Genomic DNA, 24,147 nt, shown 5'->3' with positions numbered 1-24,147 from the left:
AAAGCGAACCCCCCACCCCCCACACGAATCGCCCGACATCGCAAACCCGTGCGCCCCACAACCACCCAACCACCCAACCACAGAGCGCGACCCCCCCACCCCCCACACGAATCGCCCGCCATCGCAAACCCCCGGATGCGCTCGGGTTGGGGGGCATACACAAAAGGCCGGGGCACTCGCCCCGACCTTTAGTCTTACGTTTTAAGTTACGTTTACCGGCCCCTTTTAGTGGGTGTTCGCATGGTAGGGCGAGGGGGCGCTGTAGCACTGGCTGTCCTCGTCGGTGCCACCGCCGACCCAGGAGTAGTTGCTCACGCCGCTGCGTACACCGAAGCCGTCATAAATGGCGTAGCGGCCCACGGACCAATCGAAGTAGGTGGCGTTGATGGTGCCATTGCCGGAGGCGGTATGCGTTGAATCGAGGACGCCTGTCGCGTCGTAAGCCAGGTAGCCGCGGCTGACGTTGCTGGAGCCCGCAGACGCGAAGTAGTAGTAGGCACCGTCCCAGGCAAAGGTGCCCCCATAGCAGTGTGTCTCGCAGACGTTGCCGGGCAGGCTTGAGAGCGCCACGTTTTTGACGAAGGTCAGCTCGGCCGAGCCGCGCGTCGTTTCGTAGTGACGAATCCGGGTGCCATCGAAGCAGAGAAACTCGGATGGGCTGGCCGAGAAGAGGTTGCAGTTGCCGGAGAAGCCGTCGCTGAAGACGGCGGGCTCAAAACCACCGAGCTGGCCCCGGGCGTCGATCGACCCGACCAGAATGCTGTCGGCCTGGGCGGGATACTGTGCATTGACGCTGCGCACGACCACGTCGGTCATCGGGGCATGCACAAGGCGATTGTACGTGGCATCGGTGTCGTTGGCGGGCCACGGGGAGTGGCCTTCGGTTTCGGCCAGGTGGGAATTGTAGCCCGGGGAGTTGAAGTGTCCGCGGATGATACGGTTGGATTCCCGATGCCAGATGCCACTCATAAGGTTGTTGGCGTAGAAGTAGCAGTGGTCGGGGCTGTTAAAGACCGTCGCCAGGTCGGGTTGGGTGCTGAGGGTGACGCCCTGATGGTTGTCGCAAAAATACACGGTGTCTTCGATCTCTGCCTCGTCGAGCGTACCGTTGGCGTTCTGGTCGATGCCGACATCCATGCGCTGGCCTCCCCACTCGCAGTTGACGCCTGCGGGCTCATCGGTGAGCAGCACCCCGGCGTTGAGACCGTCGGCTCCGGGATCGCCATGGACGCCGTTGCAGAGGAAGCTCGTCGACTCGATCTCCGCCTCATCCAGCGCGCTGTTGCGGTTGAGATCGCGCCCCGCGTCCACACGCTGACCTCCGGCCGCGCAGTTCTGACCGGCTGGCTCATCGTTGATTTCAAAGAGCGTCTCGGGGGCGTCGCTGCCGTTGCACACGTAATCGGTGCCGGTGATCTCGTCGGGGTCGAGCTCTCCGTCGGCGCTGGTATCGACGCCGTAATCGACGCGCAGACCGCCGAACTCACAGAACCCGCCAGGGGGCTCCTCGCTGGTCGCGATCAGGCTTGTGGCGCCGTCCTCGCCACGGGCTCCCGACTCGCCATCTTCACCGGAGGTGCCGTTGCAGACGTAGGTCGAGCCTTCGATCTCCTCTTCGGCAAGCTCCCCGTCCGCGTTGAGATCCCGACCAAACGCGATGCGCTGGCCCCCCTCGGCGCAGTTTTCGCCGGCCGCCTCCGGATAGGCTGCCACGAGCGTGCTCAGCCCGTCGGCCCCGGCCTCTCCGGGCGCGCCGACGGTTCCCTCAGAGCCGGAGCAACCGGCGGCAAGCAGCCATGCCGCCATCGCGACAAACGTCGTTCTTTTCGTGCCCATACATGCCTCCATGTGTCGTCTAGTGCTGCGCTGCAGCGGAGGGACCCCTGCCAGGCGCTGAGCACCCATAAATCGCGGTGATCCTGCGTTGCGATGGGCGGAGGGTAAGCAGGTTGTTTAATCTTGTAAAGAGGTGCAGTGCCGAGCGCCCGCCGAGCGCCCCAGGACGACGCTGACTGTGTCGCTGCGTCGTCGCCGTAGCTAAAGCTACTCGCTCCTCCTGGCTCCTTGTCAGCCCCGCCCTGGATGCACTCGGGTTTTTTATTGTGCGGGAACCCTCCAACGCCCACACGAATCGACCAGCATCGTGAACCCGTGCGCCCCACAACCCCCAACCACCCAACCACCCAACCCCAAAGCGAACCCCCCACCCCCCACACGAATCGCCCGCCATCGCGAACCCCCGGCGCCCCACAACCACACCCGCATAAACAAAGGGGCACGGACGCTCGCCCGTGCCCCTTTTCTAACCCGGGGGTATGGAACGTGGCGCTTATACGGGCTCCTCCACATCCCCACCCACCTCGGGCACCTCGGGTTCCTCCTGACCCTTCTCACGACCGGCCACCTCGATCTCCCGGGCTTTGGTTGCGCGGATTTCGGCTTCGTGGAGCGTGGCGAGCAGGCGGCGGCGCTCGTCCTCGTCGATGGCGAGCATGTCGAGGGCGGCGACGAGCGCCTTGACGACGCGCATCCAGCGCAGGCGAGCCTGATGCAGGTCGCCGGCGGAGACGCGGGTGTCGTCGTCATCGCCGCTTAAGGAGGCGCGCTCGGCGACCAGCGCGCTCATCGCTTCGCCGTTGGCAACCCAGGCATCAAAGGCCTCCTCCATGGTGTGGGCGCCCACGCAGACCGAGCGCAGGACCTCGCGCACCGCCGGGGTGGCGCGGGACTGGACCGCCAGCACGTTGCCGCCTTGCTCCATGTAGCCGAGCGTGTTGATGGCGAGCGCCTGGGGGAAGAGCAGCTCCCGCACCCGGACGTAGGGCTCGGCCCCCTCGGGCGTCGCCGCCAGGTCGGCCGCGCACTCCAGGCCGCGGTAGATGCCGCGGGCGAGTCGGTCGTGAATCTGGTCCTGGCCCGCCAGCTCCTCCGAGACGTCTTTGAGCCGCGCTTTGACCTCGCCGTCGTCGGTGGTCAGAACGACGAGCTCCTTCTGCACCTCCCGCAGGGGCTCGATGTACGCCGTGGTGAGCGTGTCGCGCTCCAGGATGCTGAGCTTGGAGGGGTTGGTGAGCAGGTCGTGACCCACCGCAATCATCGCGGCGCTGGTTAAATACGAGATCGACATGGTGGTGCTCCTTCGAGTGCGTTGCCTCGCCACCGAATATCGGCTGCTGCCAGCGAGACGAGAGTCCATGAAAGTGTCCTGATCGTCGCGCCATGCACCATGCATAGAAACGCAGGACAGCAAAAACTCTCGATTCTTCGATACAACGCGTCTCGCACCATCGTGTCTGTAAACATGCCAGTCAGGTTGAAATGATCGTTGCATGATGGCGTGTGGCGATGGAGGGATCGCGCGCGCGCTAAACACAAAAATCATCCTACACCCCCCCTGGCAGACAGGGGTGATGCGAAACGTACAAACTCTAAGAACCGATGACCCAGAAGTGCCAAACTCTTAAGGCCCGGTCAACCTTGATGGCGCAAGGGGTTGCCCCGGGGGCATCCGGCGAGGGTGTCGAGGGCCGGGGCGCGTGGCCGGGGGGCAGCGCGGGAGGGTGTCGACCCCGGGAGTGGGTGCCCGGTGGGTAGGGCGGCGCGGTGTCGAGGGCGGGCTTGAGGCGGTCGGGGCATCGCCGTGTGGTGTCGAGGGCGGCGCGGAGGTCGCTGAGCTAAGAGGTCGCGGTGTCGAGGGCGTGGCGAGGTGCCCGGGGGGTAGGGTGGTGGGGTGTCGAGGGTGGGTCAACATGCCCGGGGGGGGGGGCGGTGGGGTGTCGAGGGTGGGGCGAAGTGCCCGGTGGGTGGCGGCGCGGGGTGTTGAGGGCGGCGAAAAATGCCCGGGGTGGAGGGGGCGTGTGGTGTGGAGGGCGGCTTAAAATGGTTGGAGGGGGTGGGGAGGTGGTGTCGACCTTGGATTCGAGGCTCCTCTCGATCGACGACTCCGTCGAGTTTGACATATATGTCAAGCCGTCGCAGTTTTTAGGGAGGGGCCGTGTGTTGCCAGCGCTGCACGATCACGGCGTCAGGCAGCCGAGGACTGCAAACAAGCGTGCCGGTCCAGGGGCGACGGCCCGATCTCGCTCAAAAACATCGGAGGTGCACGATGATTCGCAATGAGTCTGACTATCAAAAAGCGCTCACTCGCCAGGCAGAAGAGAAGAAGCGCCTCGAAGAGCACCGTGCTCGTCTCGAAGGGATGGGCCTCAACGACGAGGAGCTCAAACGCGCGCTCGACCCGCTGCGCTCCTTTCATCTGCAGTTGGAGGAGGAGGTGCGGAGCTACGAGCGCCTGAAGCGCGGCGACCTCGGTGAGCTTTCCAATCTGCACGGGCTGGGTTCCATGCTAATCGCGCTGCGCATCGCGCGGGGCCTCACCCAACGTGAGCTCGCCAGACGTCTTGAGGTGCACGAGTCGCAGGTCTCGCGCGATGAGCGAAACGAGTACCACGGCATTACCGTGGATCGGGCGAGTCGTGTGTTGGATGCGATGGGGGTGGAGCTGCGGAGTTTTTTTGAGCGTCCGATTCTACCGGAGGCGTCGGGTGGGGAGGGGGCGGAGTCGCAGGTGGCCGGGGCCTGAGCGCTGCGACAGCTTCGTCCTGGCCCGCCGGGGCCTCACCACGTCCCCTCACACATCCCGCCGTAGTCCTCACTCATCGAACCATTCGGGCAGATCGTGCGGTACCAGAGGGCACCCTCCACGTCGGCGCCTTCGAGGTTGGCGTCCTTGAAGTCCGCATGGGAAAGCACCGCGTTGCGGAGATCGGCGTCCCGGAGATCGGCACCCACGAAAGACGAGCCGGTCAACGCGGCGTGGGAGAGGCGGATCCCGGCAAGGTTTGCGTTTCTGAAATCATGGGCGGACCAGTGGCGCAGCACGCTGATGCGGCGGCGCCAGACCTCGGGCTCAAGGGCCTCGGCCTGGCCATCGTTGATGGGGGCGGTAGGGTCGGCTGCGTCGCCGAACGCGTCGGCGTCGACGAGGTCGTTGCGGACCAGGAGATGGGCCAGGCGGGCGCGGAGGTGGCTTCCGACGCCGACGTGCACGTCAACGACCCGGCCATCGTGGAGGACGAGCAGGGTGGGGAACATGCGGCGCGCGACGAGATCATCGAGGGTGGGGCCGGTGATGGCGGCGCCGTGGTCAATGCGCAAGGCCGAGGTGCGTTGGTGGGCGTTTAAGAGGGCGTCGAGCTCCGAGAGGAGGCCAGCGGAGGCGCGGCAGCTTTTGCCGTGTGCGAGGACAAGGTGGGTGCCGTCGGTGTCTTTTAATTCGTCCCAGTCACCTTGCGTGAGCGACGGGTAATCATGTTGCGGGGCGCCTTCCGGGGGAGGGGACGCGGGTTGGGAGTCGGTGCTTGAAGTCGCGGTGTCGCTCAGGCCGATGCCGAGCATCAAAAACGCGCCGTTCTGGCTTGCGGCGCTCGGCGCCACCTCAAAACTCTGCGGGTCCGGCGAGGGAATGAAGATACCGCCGGTCGGCCGATCCTCGCCGGGCGCTGTTTCAAAGTAGATGGCGCGGGCGTCAGGGCGCTCCAGGAGGCGACGCAGGTAGTCGTTGTAGGCGTCGTCGAAAAAGGTGCTCAGGCGGTGTTGCACCAGCAGATCCCAGGCGGTCGGGCCGTCGATCTCGTGGCGAGTGACCTCTGCGGGTTGCAGGTCAAATTGGTGGAGGAAGAGGCCGTAATGCATGTCGCTTTGCATGCTCAGGCGGCTGTAGGTTAGGGCGTCGGGGTCGGTGGAGTTTAGTGCCGGGTCAAAAAATGGCGGCTCGTCGGGGGCGGCCGAGGGCTGGGGTTGTGTCGTTTGGGGAGGTTCGGTCGGAGTGGGATTGGCCGAGTCGTTGGGGAGGGTGCAGGCGAGTGTGGTGGCGAGTACGCCGACGAATACGGCTTTAAAAAAGGGTACGAGAGTCATGTGTGGACCTTCGTTTGCGTAAGAACGCCAGATGGGGAGAGCCCACACCCTATCAAACCCTCACAACTCCCTCCCACCCCCAAACCTCTCCCTCTCCCACCTCTCCAACACTTCCTTCGCCGCGTTCCAATCGGGCATCAGGCCTCCCAACGTCTCCCAGAACTCCGGGTCGTGGTTGCGGTGGCGGAGGTGGGCGACCTCGTGGGCGCAGACGTACTCCAGCGCGACCCTCGGTGCCTGCACCAAGCGCCAGTGGATGCGCAGGACGCCGTCCTTGCCGCAGCTTCCCCACATATGTTGGTAGTCGCCGAGTTCCACTTCGGCACCCGCGAACTCCGAGCCCAACCGGGCTGCGTAGTGGGCGCAGAAGTGGCGGGCGTCCTTCAAAGCCCGACTGCGCAACCAGGCATGAAACGCGTGGCGCAGGGCGGCGCGGCGGCGCGCGGGGGTTAAGCCTCGGGGCACCTCGACGTGGAAGCGGCTGGGGCAGCGGATCTGGACGTTTGGGACGTCGGCCTCATGGATTTCGAGCATGAGGTTGCGGCCGCGGTACATGAGTTTGGCGCCGCGCTCCCAGGTCTGGGGGAGGGTGGTGTCGAGGGCCTCGCGGCGTTGCAGCTCGCTGTAGGCCTGGTAGAGCGCGCGGCGATTTTGGAGCAAAAAGGCCTCGACGCTGCCGGGGCCGCTGGCGGGCGTGTCCTGGGGGGCGATGACGACGACGCCGGTGGGGGTGACCTCCAGGCGCTTCTTCGTGGCGCGCGCGCTCAACCGCACGCTGTAGGGGATCGTCGACTCGCCGACCTTCAGCTCGCCATGTTCCGACAGGCCATGTTCGGGATGTGGGGGGGCGGTGGGGCTCATGATTTCGCAAAATGCTTGAGGGCAAAGGTCTCGATCTTTTCGGGCAGCTCCTCCCAGCGGGGCACGTCGTGGCGCAGGAGCATGTGGCGCACCCGTTTGCGCAGCTCGTGGCGCACCGAGCCCTTCTCCTGCCAGCGAATGGTAGCGAGTTCGTCGGACTGATAAAGGGCGGCGATGTCTGCGGCGAGGGCTTCGAGCGCCGTTAAGCGTTGGGCGTGGGTGGTGCCGTCGGCGTAGGCCTCGGCGTAGGAGGTGCTTTCGGTCTGACCCTCGGTCGGGTGGCCCTCGGTGGGTGGGGCGTCGGCCTGACCCTCGGTCGGAGATGCGTCGTCAGGGTTGGCGTCGGCGTCGTGTGCGACCGTGGTTTTGAGGATGGACCAGATGCCGAAGGCGCGCTCGCTGAGGCGAGAGGATTGGTGGGCGGCGTCTTCGGCCTGAAGGTCGCGGGCGACGGATTCGAGGGCGTCGAGTTTGTCGGCGTCGTCGAAGAGGCCGAGCTGGAATTGGGCGATGAGCTCTTTGAGGCGTTCGCTAAAACTGGCGTAGCGCTCGGCGTTTTCGGCGAGCTTTTCGGCGATGATTTTCTTGAGCTCGGCGGTCTTGCGCACCGCGGCGGTGTGCAGGTCGCGGGAGTCCTCGGCGTCGGGGTCGTTAAAGTCCGTCCAGAAGCGGGGGTCGCTTAAGGGGCGCAGGGTGCAGAGCTGGCGGATGCCGGTGACCTCCACGTGGTTGGCGAGCATCTGGCGGATTTTGGCGCTGTAATGGGCGAAATCGAGATCGGGTTCTTCGTGCTCCCACTCGATTTTGCCGACCGGGATCATGGCCCCCACGAGTTTGAAGTCCGGGGCGTAGGGGATGACGACGGGGTCGGGCATCAGCGCGGCGTAGAGGGCGATGAAGGTTTTGGCGCGCTGGCAGAAGTCGTAATAGCGGTCGAGGCTGCCCAGCGCCCGGACGGCGTGGAGGGCATTCGAGCGCACGCCGGGGTCGATCATGGCCATGACCTCGCGGTGGGCGTCGCGCAGCTCGTCGTGAAGGCCCGATTCGGGGCGCATCGCGTTTTTGACGTCGTCGGCCCGGTAGGCCGAGAGGGCGTCTTGCAGGTTTTTGGACACGCCAAAGTAGTCGACGATCAGCCCGTAGGGTTTGTCGCCATAGCGGCGGTTGGTGCGGGTGATGGCCTGAAGCAGGTTGTGGTCGCGCAGGGGCTTGTCCAGGTACATCGCCTGCTCGACAGGGGCGTCGAAGCCGGTGAGGAGCTTGTCGCAGACGATGAGGAAGGAGAGGGGATCGTCGGGGTCGCGAAAGCGTTTGATGGCGTCTTTTTGCTCCGCCTCGCTCAGCTGAAAACGCACCACCCCGCGTAGCTCCTCATCCTCCAGCACCTCGCCGCGATCGTTGGCGTTGGCGGAGTAGATGGCGGCGCTGTGGCCGGTGGCGCGAAGGCGCGCCTCGGATTCGGAGAGGCCCTGCTCGGCGACGTACCAGGCGGCGATCACGGCATCGAGCGCCTCCTTATGCTCGGCGACGGCCTTGCGGTCGACGGTGACGATCTGGGCTTTGTAGCCGTCGGGGTGAATGTGGGTGCGAAAGTGCTGCCAGATGTCGGCGGCGATCTGCGCGATGCGGGCCGGAAGGCGCGCAAGGTCGCTGCGCTGCGCGCCCCGCTCTTTGAGTCTGCGGCGAGTGGCGTCGTCTTCGTGGGCAAAATCCTGCTCGAAGGCGGCGTCGAGGGCGGCGTCGTCCAGGTGCCATTCCGGGAGGCGCGCGGTGTAGCGCACTTCCACCGTGGCGCCGTCGCGCACGGCCTCGTCGATGCCGTATTTGTCGAGATAGCCCTCACCCGGGGCGCCAAAATTGGCGTAGGTGTCTTTGTCGTTCTTTTTGACGGGGGTGCCCGTAAAGCCAAAGAAAAAGGCCTCGGGGAAGGTGGCGCGCAGGTAGGCGCCCAACAACGCTTCCTGGGTGCGGTGGCATTCGTCGACGAGCACGATCCAGTTGGAACTGTCGGGGGCAGCGAGCCGGGCGGCGGCGTCCTGGCGCGCTTTGAGGGTGGCGCCCTGCAGGCGTGGGTCGTCGCCGTCGAGCTTAAAGATGGTGGAGGTGATCACGCGCCCGGGGCTCTTCTGGTCGATGAGCGCGCGCAGCTCGGCCGAGGAGCGGGCGTGGCGCGGGTTGGGCAGCCCGCAGGCCGCAAAGGTACTGGAAATCTGGGCGTCGAGGTCGTTGCGGTCGGTGATCACCAGGATGTTGGGGTTTTTGAGCTGTGGGTGCTCGATGCCCCGGTGAAACTTGAGCTTGAGGGTGGCAAACACCATCGTGAGCGACTTGCCCGAGCCCTGGGTATGCCAGATCAGCCCCTTGCGGTGTTCGCCCTCGATGACGCGCGCGACCATCTTGTTGACGGCGCGGAGCTGCTGGTAGCGGCAGATTTTTTTGATGACCTTTTGGCCCGTGGCGTCGCGCTCAAACACGATGAAATGGGCGATGAGGTCGAGGAGGCGCGCCGGCGTCAGAAGCTCGGTGAAGCCGCGCTCCATGGCCTGGGTTCTGGCGAAGGGCTCGCCGGGAATCGTGGACTCCGGCCAGTCGAACCAGTATTGCAGGGGCGAGCCCGTGGCACCGTAGCGCAGCGTGGCACCGGTGGTCGCGATGTTGAAGGCGTTGGGCGCAAAGAGCGCCTCCACATCCTGCTCGTAGCGGCGGATCTGCGCGATGCCTTTGCCAACGCCCACGGTGATGTCTTTGGCCTCGATCACCACCAGCGGGATGCCGTTCACAAAGACCACCAGGTCGGCCTCGATCACCCTGCCGCCGGCGCGCACATAAAACTGCCGGGTGACCCCCCAGGTGTTGTTCTGCGGCCGCTCAAAGTCCAGGAGGCGAATCGTCTTCGAGGTCGACTCGCCAGGTACCATCTTTGAGTACTGCCCGCGCAGCCGCTTAAACCAGGCCTCGTTATCGCCCAGGCCCGCGAGCTCGTTGCAGACGCTCAGCGCCGTGGCGCGCCCAATGGCGTTGATGCGCACCAGCGCGTCGACGAGCGTGTCTTTCAACACCACCCGCTCAAGGCTCTCCCGCTGCGCGTTCACCTCGGCGGCGCTCAGCTCGGTGTAGCCCAGCGACTCCAGAAATCGCAGGCCCGGGAGTTCGACGGCGCTTTCTTCACTCATACTTAAGTCACTCGGCCAGGGCCTCGGCGGGAGCCTCGGCGTTCAAGAGGGCTGGGAGGTCGAGGGTGTTGACGCGGACCTTTCCGGTGAGGAGGTCTTGGAGGAGGCCGCGTTTGAGTATTTGAAGTTGCTTTAAGGTTTTATTGTTTGTTTTGTTGTTGATGCTGTTAAGGGTTCTTGCTATTTCGATTTGCTCATATTTTGGCGGTACTGGTATTTTTAATTTCGAAAACCTTGTGCCTCCCAAGTGAGCTACAGATGTTGTTTGTGTGGCAATGGAGGAAAACACACCAGAATATTGCAGATAAGAGAATACCGCTTGCATGAATTCCGGTGTTGAGTTTGTTCCGGCGCGATAACGTATTAATGTGTTTTGAAAACAACATGTGTCGAAAATCATGCCGTCGTAAATGGAGCTTCTTCCTACTAGGTCTATGCTTTGCCCTTCATTTAACAGGACGTCTCCTGGAAGTAGAGAGTACTGTTTTGTCTCATCGGACGTGAATTTCATTTCTTTGACGTCAGTGTAATCAATATAACCGTCATAGACATTGGCGACGCGAAGATATGGAAGCGTATTGCCTTCTGTGAAATTAGGAGATCGTTGTCTTCCTAATTGTACATCACCAGTTTCACGAACTTGTTTAACAGCCCATGACTTCGGAATCTCCCCGATCGCCGTCTTCTTGAACTCGGTGTGGCCGATGCCCCGGGTCAGAAGCTCCTGGAGGAGCCCCTTCTTGACCGTGCGGGTCTGCTCGATGACCGCCTCGGTGGCCTCGATGGCCTCGTCGACGCTGGAGAGGATGGCGGTGATTTTGTTTTGTTCGGGGAGGGGGGGGACATCGATCGATATTTCATCGAATACTGAATAGGGTATCCGCTGACGACCCGAGGTGCCTCTCATCCGATTGATTGTATAATGACGGATATCCGGGCGTTTCGTGAGATAATAAATGTATTTGGGTTCGGTGATGTTGGGCTTGGCCGACAAAACGATGAATTCGGTGGAGCCGACACCATTTTGCCCCTCAGGTAAGCATTGGACGAAGGCACCTTTTCCATTTTCAGCGCAGGGAGTGATTCGCGCCACAAGCGTGTCACCATTCGTGAATTTTGACCCACCGGCACCCGCAGCTTTTGTTCCTAAATAATGGGGGGAGGGGCTTTCAGTGCTCAAGGCAGCCATTTCCAAATATGGAATTTCGCCACTGCGAGGCAGTGACCGTTTAGGATTAATGTCAGCAATTTCGCTGATAACCGCTGGTTTCCATCCCTCCGGCACCTTATTCACCATAACCCAACTCCTCCAGATACGCGTTCATCTGCGCTTCGGCCGCATCTCGTTTGGCGGTCAACTCCCGCAACTTTTTCACTTCCGCGTCGACGTCGATGGGAGGAGGCGGCGGGTCGGTCTGCACGTAGCGGGAGAGGTTTAAATTATAGTCGTTGTCGGCGATTTCGCTGAGCTCGACGACCCTGGCGAGGAGGTTTTGATCCTCGTAGTCGTGGACGGCGGCGGCGAGGCGAGCGACGTGGTCGTCGGTGAGGTAGTTCTGGGTTTTGTCTTCGGCGATGTGTTTTTCGCCATTGACGATCAGCACCTTCTCGCGGCGCTGGGGGGCTTTTTGTTTGTTGATGACCACAATGGCGGCGGGGATGCCGGTGCCATAGAAGAGGTTATTGCCGAGGCCGATGACGGCTTCGATCAGGTCGGCCTGGAGGAGTTTGGTGCGGATCTTACCCTCGGCCCCGCCGCGAAAGAGCACGCCGTGGGGGACGACGACGGCCATGCGCCCGGTGGGTTTGAGGCTGGCGACCATATGCTGAATGAAGGCGAAATCGCCGTAGCTTTTTGGCGGCACGCCGTAGACGTCGCGGCCGAAGGGGTCGCCCTCTTTCCAGACCTTGTTGCCCCAGTTTTTGAGTGAGAAGGGCGGGTTGGCGAGCACCATATCGAATTGCTGGAGGCGGCCCGCGTCGTCGAGGAGTTTGGGGTCGAGGAGGGTGTCGCCGCGCATGACGCGGGCGTCGTCGATGTCGTGGAGGAGGAGCGACATCTTGCAGATGGCCCAGGTGTTGAGGTTTTTCTCCTGGCCGTAGAGCGAGAGGCTTTTGGGGTTCTGGCCCTGCTCGACCAGGTATTTCCAGCAGACGAGCAGCATGCCGCCGGCGCCGCACGCCGGGTCGTAGATGGTCATGCCCGGCTCAGGCCGCAGAATCTCCACCATCAAACGGACCACCTGCTTCGGCGTATAAAACTCGCCGCCCTTTTTGCCGGCGTCGTCGGCGAATTGCGCGATCAGGTACTCGTAGGCGTCGCCGAGCATGTTGGCGTCGACCCGCGCGTTGGTCAGGGGCCCGAGCTCCTCAAAATGCGCCATCAGCGCTTCGATGAGGGCGTCGGGGAAGCGCTCTTTGTTGGCAAAGTCCACGTCGGCAAAGACGCCTTTGACCCGGGGGCTGGCGTCCTCAATCGCCCGAAACGCCACGTTGAGGCGCTCGCCAATATCCACCGAGCTCTCGCGAATCTCGTGCCAGTGGCTGCCCGGGGGCACATGAAAGCGGTGCTCCTCGGGCATCGCGGCCAGGGTTTTGTTGCCGAACTCGTCGAGGCTCTGGTCGTACTCCTCCTGCCAGACGTCGCAGAGCCGCTTATAAAAGAGCAGCCCGAAGATGTAGTGCTTGTAGTCGGCCGCATCGATGGAGCCGCGCAGGATGTCGGCGGATTTCCAGAGGTGGCGCTCAAGGAGGGGGAGGGTGATGTCGGGGAGTTTGGTATCGGTCATGGGGACGTCCGGAGGGGCCGAGCGCCCCAGGACGACGCTGGCTGCGTCGTCTGGGATTCGCGGTAGCGCTGCTACAGCTTCATCCCAGCCTCCTTGCCAGACGCCGCCCTGGATGCGCTCGGGTGATGTGGGGTGGTGCGTGTGTTGATCCGGCTCCGTGGTGTTGCGGAGATGGGTGGAGCGGGGAGTACAGGTTGTAACGTAGAACATTGGTAAAATGAAGGAGGGAGGTTGATCGGATAGGGGGGAAAAGAGGTCGAGTCATGGGGTTGGCTGCGCCCCGTACGAAATGCTAAGGCGCTCGTTGGACTCGTCGCACGATGGTTTAATACGAGATGACGGTGGATCGTCGAGCTGGCATGATGGGCCAGGTTTCTATGTTTCAAAGATGTCGTGCATGATGCGCATTTGCTTGAGATTTCGCGAAGTTACCGAACTGAAGTAGTGTCTGAACCCGGAAGACGTCATGGCCAAAGCCGACCAGATCAAAGCGCTGATTCGCTCCCACTCGGAGGGTGACGATACGCGTTTTTATGCGGTGGCGATGCAGGTCGCGGCGCAGGCGGCGCGCTCGGGTCATGGCAAATTCGCGCAGGAGCTCCGGGAGCTGGTTGACAAAGCCAAAGTTCAGGCGAAAGCGCCTTCGTCATCACGCTCTGCACGCCCGGTGCCGCTGACCCAACCTCGGGGAGAGCTCGCGGGCCTCTTGAGCGTGGGCTATCCGAAGACGCGCCTTGTGGATATGGCGTTGAGCCCCGCGCTTGCCGAGCGGCTGGATCGGGTGATCCGCGAGCAGAAGCAGCGCGAACGGTTGCGCTCGCACGGATTTTCGCCCCTGCGCAAGCTGCTTCTCGTCGGCCCGCCCGGCACCGGTAAGACCATGAGCGCGTCGGCGCTCGCTGGCGAGCTCGGGCTGCCTCTATTCACGATTCAACTCGACGGTCTGATCACCAAGTATATGGGCGAGACTGCGGCGAAACTGCGTCTTGTCTTTGAGGCAATCGCAGAGACGCGCGGCGTGTATCTCTTCGACGAGTTCGACGCGCTGGGCAGCCAGCGGGGCCGGGATAATGACGTTGGCGAGATTCGGCGCGTGCTCAACTCCTTCCTCCAGTTTTTGGAGCTGGACGATTCGGACAGCCTGGTCATCGGTGCGACCAACCATGTGGGACTTCTCGATGAGGCGGTCTTCCGCCGCTTTGATGCGGCGCTTGAATATGAGCTGCCCACGCCCGATGTCGCCGCCGAGGTTATGAAGGCGCGGTTGGCGTTGTTGGATACATCTGCCATCGATTGGTCTGCCGCGAGCGCCAGCGCCGAGGGCTTGAGTCACGCTGAGCTCGCGCGAGCCTGCGAGCAGGCCGCGAAGGACGCGTTGTTGGAGGATACGACGCGGTTGGAGACGGCGGGGCTTGTGGGGGCGTTGGATGAGCGCGAGCTTATCTTTGCAAAAAGGACGAGAGAGGGCGCGAAGGCGATGCTTCGTGGTGAGGTGGAGGTTAGGTCTTGATGAGTGTCCCCCCGTCAGAGCCGAAAATCTATCACATCACGCACGTGAATAATCTACCGGCGATCATCGCCAGTGGAGGGCTCATTAGCGATGCCACCATGATCCAACAGGGTGGACCTGTTGCGAATATTGGCATGAGCCATATCAAAAAACGGCGTTTATCCTTGCCCGTCGCGTGTCAGCCCGGTCTTAACGTGGGCGACTGCGTTCCGTTCTATTTTTGCCCGCGTTCGATCATGCTTTATTTGATCTATTGTCGGAATCATCCCGATCTGACGTATCGAGGAGGGCAAGGGCCCATTGTTCATCTCGAGGCAGATTTTTGTGCTGTCGTGGATTGGGCTGAGGGGAATAATCGCCGCTGGGCGTTCAGTCTAGCGAATGCGGGAGCGGTGTACGCGGCCTTTCGAGATAGCTTGAGCAGCCTTGACGAGATTGACTGGGACGCGATCAAGTCGACTAATTTCGCCACGGGATCGATTACGCCGAGCGGCAATCAGGTGAAAGAAGCGAAACAGGCCGAGTTTCTTCTGGAGGACAGCTTCCCCTGGCACCTGGTGCAACGGATTGGAGTTGCCTCTGACTCTCTTGTCGCCACGACCCGGGCACAACTGGCAACTGCTCATCATCAACCGAACGTCTCGGTCATGCCGAGCTGGTACTTTTGAGGTTAATTATGGAGTTCACTCGCGGAAATATTCTCAAAGCCGACACCGAGGCTGTTGTGAATACGGTGAACTGCGTTGGTGTCATGGGGCGCGGTATCGCTGCTCAGTTCAAACGCATGTATCCGGAAAATTTTAAGGTTTATGCGGCCGCGTGTAAGCGTAATGAGGTCGTGCCGGGTCATATGTTCGTATTTGAAACCGGGTTGCTGACGCCTCCGCGCTTCATCATTAACTTCCCCACCAAACGGCATTGGCGCTCGAAGAGTCGTATTGAGGACATCGAAGAAGGGCTCGTCGCTCTGGCGGCGGAAGTGCAAAAGCGGGGTATTACGTCGATTGCGATACCGCCGCTTGGCTGTGGTCTCGGAGGGCTGGACTGGCAAGATGTTCGTCCTTTGATCGAGCGGGCGTTCGCGGACCTCTCAGATGTGCGGGTCGTGGTATTTGAGCCGCATAAAGAAGGACAATCTGCGAAGATGGCCACGACTCGAAAAGCTCCTGAGATGACTCCAGGCCGTGCCGTGCTTGTCGGTCTTTTCGAGCGCTACCTCGCCGGCTTAATGGATCCCTCCATCTCCCTGCTGGAGCTTCATAAGCTGATGTATTTTGCTCAGGAGGCCGGCGAGCCTTTGCGTTTGAAGTACGTCAAAAGTCACTACGGCCCCTATGCCGAGAATCTGCGGCATGTGCTTGCTGCGATCGAGGGCTACATGCTGACAGGTTACGGCGACGGAGGAGACGAGCCAGAAAAGGCTCTTGAGCTTGTGCCGGGTGTTGTCGAGCAGGCGCGAGAGGCTCTTAAAGCACACCCGGACACAGTTGAAAGGTTCGAGCGTGTGTCGGAGTTGGTGACGGGCTTTGAAACCACGTTCGGGATGGAGCTGCTGGCGACGGTTCACTGGGTGATGACGCAGGAAGGGATTAGCGAGGCGGGGGCGCTTGTGGATGCAGTTCATGCCTGGAATTCCCGCAAGCAGATGTTCAGCGAGCGTCAGATTCAGATCGCGCAGCAGACGCTTGAGAGCAAAGGGTGGCTGCCGGTGCCGAGCGCCCCAGCGCTCCGCTAGCTGCGTCGTCTGGGATTCGCGGTAGCGCTGCTACAGCTTCATCCCAGCCTCCTTGCTATCGAAGGCGCTGGATGCGCTCGGGTTGGGGGGCACATGGCGCCGAGCGCCCCAGGACGACGCTGACTGCGTCGCTGTGTCGTCGCCGTAGCTAAAGCTACTCGCTCCTCCTGGCTCCTTGTCAGCCCCGCCCTGGATACGCTCGGGTTGGGGGGCGCACGAAGAGGCAAAGCCCACCAACGTGCAGGTCATCGTCACCCCCGGAGAAACCCCCATGACGTCACAGGATGAGCGCTTTTTGCGCACTGAGATCGGCACGCTCACGCGCTTTCTTCGCGAGTTGCGCGAGGATGAGGTTATTGAGCGCCTGCAGTTGGAGCGGCGTCTGGCCGACGTTCGGGATCGTCTGGCGGAGATCGAGCATCTGCCGCAGGCGAAATCCCTTTCGATCGTGTTTGGAGGGGCACCGGTGGAGGGGATGCGTTCGATGGACGCGGGGTTTGGTGCTGCCGCACTCAAGGCGTTTGTTGATGCGGTGGATGCAGTTAGGGCCAGTTTGATGGCCGACGAGCCGATGGAGGGAGGCCGTCTTCCGAGGGGCGAAGAGCGTTCGCTGCGCATTGTGGATAGGGCGGGTGGTTCGTCCGGGTTTGAGCTGGAGTTGCCGCCGCAGGTTCCTGACGAGGAGTCCGGAGGGGATACTTTCGCGTTGGCGATTGCGACGACCCTCTCGCGCCTTAAGGAGGCGTGGACCACAGCGGCGCACGGAGAGGCTGTATCTGGCGAGATTGGCGAGGTGGGTGGCCAGGCGGCGGATAAGGTGTGGGCGTTTGTGAAAGTGCTGGTTGACCATGACGCTGTTTTTGCCGCGGAGTTTGAAGGGCGGCAGGTGCGGCTTCGCAGTTTTAGGGATTAGGAAGGGAGTTCGTTTTCCCGTCGCCCACACGAATCGCCCGCCATCGCGAACCCGGGCGCCCCACAACCACCCAACCACAAAGCGCGTACACCTACCCCCCACCCGCACCTCCCCACGTCGCGAACCCCCGATCCCCCAGCCCTCATGCGCTTCGACGCCTCTCTTTCATTTTAAAACCGGTGCGTCGTTCGCTTCGACGTCGGTCGTTTGCGTTGAACGCACGCGCTGACCGGCTCGCCGTGGCATGCGGCGGTTCAAGCCGACGCGACGAAGCAGTCGACGGGACTTGCGGCGGATAAAGCACCTCTGGCGAGGCGGTCGACGGGGCTTGCGGCGGATAAAACACCTCTGGCGAAGCCCTCGGCGAGGCTTGTGGCGAGTGAACCCGGTATGGCGAGCGCTTCGTCGTAGGGTGTTGCGTAAAAGAAAGGTGTGTCGAGCGCTTCGTCGTGTGGTGTTGGGTGGAGGGAAGGTGTGTCGAGCGCTTCGTCGTAGGGTGTTGCGTAAAAGAAAGGTGTGTCGAGCGCTTCGTCGTGTGGTGTTGAGTGGGGGGAAGGTGTGTCGAGCGCTTCGTCGCGTGGTGTTGAGCGGGGGGAAGGTGTGTCGAGCGCTTCGTCGTGTGGTGTTGAGTGGCAGGATGGTGTGTCGAGCGCTTCGTCATGTGGTGCCGAGCGCCCCAGCGCTCCGCTAGCGTCGTCGTCTGGGATTCGCAGTAGCGTGCCGAGCGCCCCAGGACGACGCTGGCTGTGTCGCTGCGTCGTCGCCGTAGCTAAAGCTACTCGCTCCTCCTGGCTCCTTGTCAGCCCCGCCCTGGATGCACTCGGTGCCGAGCGCCCCAGCGCTCCGCTAGCGTCGTCGTCTGGGATTCGCAGTAGCGTGCCGAGCGCCCCAGGACGACGCTGACTGTGTCGCTGCGCTAAAGCTACTCGCTCCTCCTGGCTCCTTGTCAGCCCCGCCCTGGATACACTCGGTGCCGAGCGCCCCAGCGCTCCGCTAGCTGCGTCGTCTGGGATTCGCGGTAGCGTTGCTACAGCTTCATCCCAGCCTCCTTGCTATCGAAGGCGCTGGATGCGCTCGGGTTGGGGGGCACATGAAGAGGCGAACCCCCCACCCCCCACACGAATCGCCCGCCATCGCGAACCCGGGCGCTCAGGGCAGCTTATCCCCCACCTGGCAGATGATGCGGTTGGTGGCGTAGCCAAGCCCGTCAACGTCGTTGTAGCCGATGAGGTTACCATTGCTGTCCCAGGTGTAGCCCATGGAGCCGTTAATAATGTTGTCGCCGCTGGGCTCGGCGATGTCGGTGCGGTTGCTGATCCAGAAGGGGCCCTGGTCGCTTGCGCGCCAGGCGCAGCCTGTGTTGGTGCTGTTGAAGGCCTGGTAGGGACACGCTGCACCGTTGACGTTGGGGTAGATGCCAAAGATGCGGACGTAGTCGTCGTGGGCGTCGGGGCCCACGTCGGGGTTTCGGGCCAGGGCGATGGTGGCGGCGAGGTGGGACGGGGAGCGGGGGATGTGGAGCTGCATGTTGTGGGAGGCGCAGATGTCCTCGGCCTCCGAGGCGAAGCCGCGGTAGCCGGGGTCGAGCTTGAGGAAGGTGTAGCCGCCGCCGTCGCTGGTCATGTCGCAGTAGACCTCGACCGGGGCGAGGGGGCCATTGCCGTCGCGGTCGATGGTGTAGGTGCCATCGGGGAGGCCGGAGGTCTCATTGAGCAGCGTCAGGCAGCTGGTGGGCCCGTTGCAGGTGTTGGCGGGGGTGCAGATGTAGCCACCGCAGTCGGCGTCGCTTGCGCATTGCTCGCCAGTGGAGCAGGGGGAGCAGGAGCCGCCGCAGTCGAGGTCGCTCTCGTCGCCGTCCTGGACGCCGTTGGTGCAGTGCGAAGAGATGCACAGGCCCTCGTCGCAGAGCGCCGAGGCGCAGTCTTCATTGACGTTGCAGCTTGCCCCGGTCTGGCAGAGGCCGCAGGAGCCACCGCAGTCGATACCGACCTCATCGCCACTTCGCCGGCCGTCGAAGCAGTTGGTCTCGCGGCTCCAGACATGCCAGATGCCGTAGGATAGGGGACCTAACTCGTGGCCACATCTACGACCATAGTGACTGTTCCCCCAGTCGGTGCCATCCTCCGGGTCGCCTTGTGCGCCCCCATCATCGAAGTCAACGGTGAAGGTGCCTATATCGCCACAGGTGGCTTCCCCCACCATAGCGCCGGTGTTGTACTCGTCGGTATCGGGTTTGAACTCACCAGTGAGGTTGTTGCGTCGATTCCAGGGGCCGGTGTAGCCGCCGTTTGCCGTTTCAAAACAGGAGTCGGTGTCGGTGCCGGTGGTGATCGTTTGGTACCAGGAGACGTCGTAGAAGGAGAGGTCGACGTCGAAGGTCGGGCCCTCTGTGGAGGCGTCGGCTTTGCAGGTAAAGCGCATATCCCCGGTGGCATCGACGACGGAGCGCAGCCCCCCCCAGAGGCCAGAACCAACCCTGGTCCCGTCGAGTGTGTTCAGTGCCGAGGTGACGCCGGGGTCTTCCTCATCGTCGGGGGCGAAATGGTAGGAAGAGGCGACGAGCGTCCAGCCGCCGCCGTCGGTGGTCATGTCGCAGTAGATCGAGCCGCGGATGCTATGCTGGTCGGGAGCGAGGTCGTAGGCCCCGCTCTCGGTGGTGCCGCCGAGCAAAAGATCGAGACAGCTGACCGGCTTGAGGGCGCAGGTTAAGCCGTAGGCGCAGTGGCCGGTGGCGCAGTCGCTATGGGAGGTGCAGGCATCGCCATTGTTGCAGCTGTTACAGGTGGTGCCGCCGCAGTCGGTGTCGGTTTCGTCCTGGTTTAGGATGCCGTCATTGCAGGAGGGAAGCTGGCAGGCGTTGGTGCAGCCATCGTTGTCGACGTCGTTGGCGTCGTCGCAGGCCTCGACGCCCTCCTGGACGATGCCGTCACCGCAGGAGGCGGCCACGCAGGTAGAGAGGCAGGCGTCGGTGTCGATGGCGTTGGCGTCGTCGCATTCTTCCCCGGCGCTCATGTTAACGACGCCGTCGCCACACTCGGCTACGGTGCAGTCGGCGTTGCAGGTCTCGGATTCGCCGGCGTCGTCGCAGGCCTCGACGCCCTCTTGCACCGCGCCGTCGCCGCAGGAGGCGGCCACGCAGGTGGAGAGGCAGGCGTCGGTGTCGATGGCGTTGCCGTCGTCGCATTGCTCGCCATCCTGGACGACGCCGTCGCCACAGGTGGGCAGGGCGCAGGCGTTGGTGCAGGCGTCGGTGTCGATGGTGTTGCCGTCGTCGCAGCCTTCGCCGGGCTGCACGATGCCGTCGCCGCAGGTGGGGAGCTCGCAGGTGTTGGTGCAGGCGTCGGTGTTGAGGGTGTTGCCGTCGTCGCAGGCCTCGACGCCCTCCTGGACGATACCGTCGCCGCAGGTGGGGAGGGCACAGGCGTTGGTGCAGGCGTCGTCGTCGATCGCATTGCCGTCGTCGCAGGCCTCGCCAGCGCTCGCGTTGACCTCACCGTCGCCACACTGAGCGAGGGTGCAGTCGTCGTTGCAGGCCTCGGATTCGCCGGCGTCGTCGCAGGCCTCTCCAGCGGCCGCATTCACGATGCCGTCGCCACACTGAGCGAGGGTGCAGTCGTCGTTGCAGGCCTCGGATTCGCCGGCGTCGTCGCAATCTTCACCCTCGTGAATCACGCCATCGCCGCAGGTAGGCCGGGCGCAGAGGCCCTCTGCCGGGTGGCAGAAGTCGCTGTTGCACTGGGCGTCCAACTCGCAGGCCGCGCCATCGTCGCGGAGGGCCTCGGTGGGGGAGGTGTCGGCGTTGTCGCCGCAGGCGCTCAAGGCGATGAGCGCCAGCAGAAGGAATGCCGCGCAGGGCGTTTTGATCGATCCGGACGGATACACACGCATGTTAAATTCCCTCCCTGGGGGTAGGTATGTTCAAGTATGGAGTTACAAAATGTCGCATTGATGGTTTTTTCGGTCAAGAATGTCTGTGCCGAGCGCCCGCCGAGCGCCCGCCGAGCGCCCCAGGACGACGCTGACTGCGTCGTCTGGGATTCGCGGTAGCGTTGCTACAGCTTCATTCCAGCCTCCTTGTCAGCCCCGCCCTGGATGCGCTCGGGTTTTTTAGTGTGCGAGAACCCCTGACCGTGCTCACGAATCGACCAGCGTCGTGAAGCGTGGCGCCCCACAACCACCCAACCACCCAACCACAAAGCGCGAACCCCCACCCCCCACACGAATCGACCCCCATCGCGAACCCGGGCGCTCAGGGCCGCTTATCCCCCACCTGGCAGATGAAGCGGTCGGAGGAGGCGGAATAGAAGGTATTTGAGTAGGTGCGGAGGTCGCCGTTGGGGAACCACTCGTAGAGCAGATAGTGGTTGAGGAAGGGTGTGCCGACATCGGTGGGCGCGCCGATATCGGTGCGTTCGGAGATCCAGAAGGGGCCGTTGTCGCTGGCGTGCCAGTCGCAGTCGGGGTTGGAGCTGTTGAAGGGTTGATACGCGCAGTTGGCGGGGTTGTAGTCGGAGTAGATGCCAAAGAAGCGGACGTAGCGGTCGTTGGCGTCGGGGCCTACGTCGGGGTTTCGGGCCAGAGCGAGGGTGGCGGCGAGGTGGTCGGGGGAGCGGGGGATGTGCAGCTGCATGTTGTGGGAGGCGCAGAGGGGCCCGAGCTGGGAGATGTAGAGGTTGGTGTCTGCTTTGAGCTTGAGCATGGTGTAGCCGCCGCCGTCGCTGGTCATGTCGCAGTAGACCCGGGTGAGGGGGAGCGGGCCGCTGCCGTCGCGGTCGATGATGTACTCGCCATCGGGCAGGCCGGGGGTGTCAAGGAGCAGGTCGAGGCAGCTGGTGGGTGCCTCGCAGATGTTGGCGGGGGAGCAGGTGGCGCCGCCGCAGTCGGCGTCGCTTGCGCATTGCTCGCCAGAGGTGCAGGGGGCACAGGAGCCGCCGCAGTCGAGGTCGGTCTCGTCGCCGTCCTGAACGCCATTGGTGCAGTGCGGAGCGATGCACATGCCCGTGTCGCAGATCGCGGAGGCGCAGTCTTCATCGACGTTGCAGCTCGACCCGGCCTGGCAGGGGGCGCAGGAGCCGCCGCAGTCGAGGTCGATTTCGTCGCCATTTTGGCGGCCGTCGAAGCAGGTGGTCTCCCGGCTCCAGATGTGCCAGACGCCCTCGTCGACGTCCTGAACGGAGGCGCATTTGGTTTCACCATCGGCCTTGCCCCAGTCGGTGCCGTCGGTCGGGTTGCCGCCCACGCCGCGGTCGTCAAAGTCCACGGTGAAGTCTCCCGCGTCGCCGCAGGAGTCCTCGCCGACCATTCGACCTGAGTCGTAGGCGTCGGTATCGGGTTTGAACTCACCGGTGAGGTTATTGCGGCGATTCCAGGGGCCGGTGTGGTCGGACTCGGCCAGGGTTTCAAAGCAGGTGTTCCCGTCGGCGAGTCCGGCGGTGATGGTCTGGTACCAGGAGACGTCGTAGAAGGAGAGGTCGACGTCGAAGGAGGGGCCCTGGGTGGCGGCGTCGACTTTGCAGGTAAAGCGCATATCGCCGGTGAGGTTGACGACGGAGCGCAACCCGGACCAGACGCCGGGGTGGGCGTCCGGCGGATCGATGGTGGCAAGCGAGCCGTAGTAGGGGGAGGCATGGTCGTAGGGGGTCAGGCGGCGGTTGGAGGAGACCAGCGTCCAGCCGCCGCCGTCGGTGTCCATGTCGCAGTAGACGTCCTCAAGGATTCCATCCTGGTCGGGGTCGATGCCGTAGACGCCGCTGGTGGTGGTACCGCTGAGCAACAGATCGAGGCAGCTGACGGGATGGGGCGCGCAGAACTGAGCGTAGGCGCAATGACCGGAGTCGCAGTCGCTATGGGAGAAACAGGCGTCGCCATCGTTGCAGCTCTCGCAGGTGGCGCCGCCGCAGTCGGTGTAGAGCTCGTCCTGGTTTAAGACGCCATCGTCGCAGGAGGGCAGCTGGCAGGCGTTGGTGCAGGCGTCGTCGTCGATGGCGTTGGCGTCGTCACAGGCTTCGCCGGCGGCGGTGTTGACCTGGCCGTCGCCACACTCGGCTACGGTGCAGTCGGCGTTGCAGGTCTCGGATTCGCCGGCGTCGTCGCAGGCCTCGACGCCGTCTTGCACCGCGCCGTCGCCGCAGGTGGCGACCACGCAGGTGGCGAGGCAGGCGTCGGTGTCGACGGCGTTGCCGTCGTCGCAGGCCTCGCCAGCCTGGACGATGCCATCGCCGCAGGTGGGGAGAGCGCAGGCGTTGGCGCAGGCGTCGTCGTCGATGGTGTTGCCGTCGTCGCAGCCTTCGCCGGGCTGCACAAAGCCGTCGCCACAGGTGGCCAGCTCACAGGCGTTGGTGCAGGCGTCGGTGTCGAGGGGGTTGCCGTCGTCGCAGGCCTCGCCATCCTGCAGGATGCCGTCGCCGCAGGTGGGGAGGGTGCAGGCGTTGGTGCAGGCGTCGTCGTCGATGTCATTGCCGTCGTCGCAGGCTTCTCCGGCCTGGACGACGCCGTCGCCGCAGGTGGCCAACTCACAGGCGTTGGTGCAGGCGTCGGTGTCGATGGTGTTGCCGTCGTCGCAGGCTTCTCCGGCCGCCGTATTCACGACGCCGTCCCCACACTGAGCCGCGGTGCAGTCGGCGTTGCAGGCCTCGGACTCGCCGCCGTCGTCGCAGGCTTCTCCGGCCGCCGTGTTGACCACGCCGTCGCCGCAGGAGGGTTGGGCGCAGAGGCCCTCGGAGGGGTGGCAGAACTCGCTTTCGCACTCGACGTCGCGCTCGCAGCTCGCGCCATCGCCGCGGAGGGCCTCGGTGGGGGAGGTGTCGGCGTTGTCGCCGCAGGCGCTCAGCGCGGTGAGGGCTGTCACCATGAGTATGGCGAAGCGTGTACGCGCAGCGGGGGAGGGATACAGGACCATCGGCAGCCTCGGCAGGTGGGTGGGCCCAACGTTGATTTATAACATGGTGTTACATGCACCAGGATTGGTAGCGGGGTCAATCCATCGCTCGGTGCCGAGCGCACCAGGACGACGCTGACTGCGTCGTCTGGGATTCGCGGTAGCGTTGCTACAGCTTCATCCCAGCCTCCTTGTCAGCCCCGCCCTGGATGCGCTCGGATCTTTGGGTTCGCGTGAACCCCCCACCGCCCACACGAATCGACCCACATCGCGAACCTCGGTGCCCCACAACCACCCAACCACCCAACCACCCAACCACAAAGCGCGACCCCCCCACCGCCCACACGAATCGACCGCCATCGCGAACCCG

At 63.5% G+C, this 24,147-nt stretch carries 14 protein-coding genes; 5 read left to right on the top strand and 9 right to left on the bottom strand.

Annotation, left to right across the window (positions count from 1 at the left end):
• Window positions 1–225: 225 nt before the first annotated feature.
• Together EA187_RS19820 and EA187_RS19815 are read right to left on the bottom strand one after the other, a co-directional pair.
• Window positions 226–1,836 (bottom strand): DUF7151 family protein, encoded by a 1,611-nt coding sequence (locus EA187_RS19820; protein WP_127781429.1) that lies wholly within the window; start codon window positions 1,834–1,836, stop codon window positions 226–228.
• 493 nt (window positions 1,837–2,329) lie between these two features.
• Window positions 2,330–3,127 carry a hypothetical protein gene (locus tag EA187_RS19815; RefSeq protein WP_127781428.1) on the bottom strand — a complete coding sequence of 266 codons (798 nt, stop codon included), beginning with the start codon at window positions 3,125–3,127 and terminating at the stop codon, window positions 2,330–2,332.
• A 978-nt stretch (window positions 3,128–4,105) separates the two neighbouring features.
• On the opposite strand from EA187_RS19815, the gene EA187_RS19810 reads away from it, so the two are divergent.
• A complete protein-coding gene (locus EA187_RS19810; RefSeq protein ID WP_127781427.1) occupies window positions 4,106–4,582 on the top strand; it encodes a helix-turn-helix domain-containing protein in 477 nt (158 codons plus the stop codon).
• Between the two features lie 35 nt (window positions 4,583–4,617).
• Here the strand turns inward: EA187_RS19810 and EA187_RS19805 are convergent, their stop codons facing one another.
• From EA187_RS19805 to EA187_RS19785, 5 genes are read right to left on the bottom strand one after another with little or no spacing between them, the layout of a single operon-like run.
• Window positions 4,618–5,919 carry a pentapeptide repeat-containing protein gene (locus EA187_RS19805; protein WP_127781426.1) on the bottom strand — a complete coding sequence of 434 codons (1,302 nt, stop codon included), beginning with the start codon at window positions 5,917–5,919 and terminating at the stop codon, window positions 4,618–4,620.
• Window positions 5,920–5,979: 60 nt separating this feature from the next.
• A complete protein-coding gene (locus EA187_RS19800) occupies window positions 5,980–6,780 on the bottom strand; it encodes a M48 family metallopeptidase (protein WP_127781425.1) in 801 nt (266 codons plus the stop codon).
• The gene (locus tag EA187_RS19795) at window positions 6,777–9,953 is read right to left on the bottom strand and encodes a type I restriction endonuclease subunit R (protein ID WP_127781424.1); all 3,177 of its coding nucleotides are present in this window, start codon (window positions 9,951–9,953) and stop codon (window positions 6,777–6,779) included. Before EA187_RS19795 ends, EA187_RS19800 begins: the two co-directional genes overlap by 4 nt.
• A gap of 7 nt (window positions 9,954–9,960) precedes the next feature.
• The gene (locus EA187_RS19790; protein WP_127781423.1) at window positions 9,961–11,250 is read right to left on the bottom strand and encodes a restriction endonuclease subunit S; all 1,290 of its coding nucleotides are present in this window, start codon (window positions 11,248–11,250) and stop codon (window positions 9,961–9,963) included.
• Window positions 11,240–12,742 carry a type I restriction-modification system subunit M gene (locus tag EA187_RS19785; protein WP_127781422.1) on the bottom strand — a complete coding sequence of 501 codons (1,503 nt, stop codon included), beginning with the start codon at window positions 12,740–12,742 and terminating at the stop codon, window positions 11,240–11,242. The genes EA187_RS19790 and EA187_RS19785 overlap by 11 nt, the downstream gene beginning before the upstream one ends.
• Window positions 12,743–13,208: 466 nt before the next feature.
• Here EA187_RS19785 and EA187_RS19780 point away from each other — a divergent pair, with 466 nt between their 5' ends.
• The 4 genes from EA187_RS19780 (at window position 13,209) to EA187_RS19765 (ending at window position 16,900) form a co-directional block, all read left to right on the top strand.
• Window positions 13,209–14,252: an AAA family ATPase gene (locus tag EA187_RS19780; RefSeq protein ID WP_127781421.1), complete on the top strand. Its 1,044-nt coding sequence runs from the start codon at window positions 13,209–13,211 to the stop codon at window positions 14,250–14,252.
• Window positions 14,252–14,920: a type II toxin-antitoxin system toxin DNA ADP-ribosyl transferase DarT gene (darT, locus tag EA187_RS19775; RefSeq protein WP_127781431.1), complete on the top strand. Its 669-nt coding sequence runs from the start codon at window positions 14,252–14,254 to the stop codon at window positions 14,918–14,920. Before EA187_RS19780 ends, darT begins: the two co-directional genes overlap by 1 nt.
• A gap of 5 nt (window positions 14,921–14,925) precedes the next feature.
• Window positions 14,926–15,987, top strand: coding sequence for a type II toxin-antitoxin system antitoxin DNA ADP-ribosyl glycohydrolase DarG (gene darG / locus EA187_RS19770; RefSeq protein WP_127781430.1), 1,062 nt, complete (start codon window positions 14,926–14,928; stop codon window positions 15,985–15,987).
• Window positions 15,988–16,258: 271 nt separating this feature from the next.
• Window positions 16,259–16,900 carry a hypothetical protein gene (locus EA187_RS19765; protein WP_127781420.1) on the top strand — a complete coding sequence of 214 codons (642 nt, stop codon included), beginning with the start codon at window positions 16,259–16,261 and terminating at the stop codon, window positions 16,898–16,900.
• A 1,149-nt stretch (window positions 16,901–18,049) separates the two neighbouring features.
• Here EA187_RS19765 and EA187_RS19760 read toward each other — a convergent pair.
• A complete protein-coding gene (locus EA187_RS19760) occupies window positions 18,050–20,788 on the bottom strand; it encodes a fibrinogen-like YCDxxxxGGGW domain-containing protein (RefSeq protein ID WP_127781419.1) in 2,739 nt (912 codons plus the stop codon).
• Window positions 20,789–21,149: 361 nt separating this feature from the next.
• Entirely contained in the window at window positions 21,150–23,798 is a 2,649-nt protein-coding gene (locus EA187_RS19755) for a fibrinogen-like YCDxxxxGGGW domain-containing protein (RefSeq protein WP_127781418.1), read from the bottom strand.
• Window positions 23,799–24,147 lie beyond the last annotated feature (349 nt).

Source organism: Lujinxingia sediminis (assembly GCF_004005565.1).
Taxonomy (GTDB): Bacteria; Myxococcota_A; Bradymonadia; order Bradymonadales; family Bradymonadaceae; genus Lujinxingia; species Lujinxingia sediminis.
This window is presented reverse-complemented; position numbering and strand designations above follow the sequence as displayed.

What these genes read in the sequence shown, in the direction of transcription:
- EA187_RS19810 (WP_127781427.1), top strand. Translation starts at nt 4,106, where the DNA reads ATGATTCGCAATGAGTCTGACTATCAAAAAGCGCTCACTCGCCAGGCA.
- EA187_RS19785 (WP_127781422.1), bottom strand. Translation starts at nt 12,742, where the DNA reads ATGACCGATACCAAACTCCCCGACATCACCCTCCCCCTCCTTGAGCGC.
- EA187_RS19765 (WP_127781420.1), top strand. Translation starts at nt 16,259, where the DNA reads ATGACGTCACAGGATGAGCGCTTTTTGCGCACTGAGATCGGCACGCTC.
- EA187_RS19805 (WP_127781426.1), bottom strand. Translation starts at nt 5,919, where the DNA reads ATGACTCTCGTACCCTTTTTTAAAGCCGTATTCGTCGGCGTACTCGCC.
- EA187_RS19760 (WP_127781419.1), bottom strand. Translation starts at nt 20,788, where the DNA reads ATGCGTGTGTATCCGTCCGGATCGATCAAAACGCCCTGCGCGGCATTC.
- EA187_RS19815 (WP_127781428.1), bottom strand. Translation starts at nt 3,127, where the DNA reads ATGTCGATCTCGTATTTAACCAGCGCCGCGATGATTGCGGTGGGTCAC.
- EA187_RS19800 (WP_127781425.1), bottom strand. Translation starts at nt 6,780, where the DNA reads ATGAGCCCCACCGCCCCCCCACATCCCGAACATGGCCTGTCGGAACAT.
- EA187_RS19820 (WP_127781429.1), bottom strand. Translation starts at nt 1,836, where the DNA reads ATGGGCACGAAAAGAACGACGTTTGTCGCGATGGCGGCATGGCTGCTT.
- EA187_RS19780 (WP_127781421.1), top strand. Translation starts at nt 13,209, where the DNA reads ATGGCCAAAGCCGACCAGATCAAAGCGCTGATTCGCTCCCACTCGGAG.
- EA187_RS19795 (WP_127781424.1), bottom strand. Translation starts at nt 9,953, where the DNA reads ATGAGTGAAGAAAGCGCCGTCGAACTCCCGGGCCTGCGATTTCTGGAG.
- EA187_RS19755 (WP_127781418.1), bottom strand. Translation starts at nt 23,798, where the DNA reads ATGGTCCTGTATCCCTCCCCCGCTGCGCGTACACGCTTCGCCATACTC.
- EA187_RS19790 (WP_127781423.1), bottom strand. Translation starts at nt 11,250, where the DNA reads ATGGTGAATAAGGTGCCGGAGGGATGGAAACCAGCGGTTATCAGCGAA.
- darT (WP_127781431.1), top strand. Translation starts at nt 14,252, where the DNA reads ATGAGTGTCCCCCCGTCAGAGCCGAAAATCTATCACATCACGCACGTG.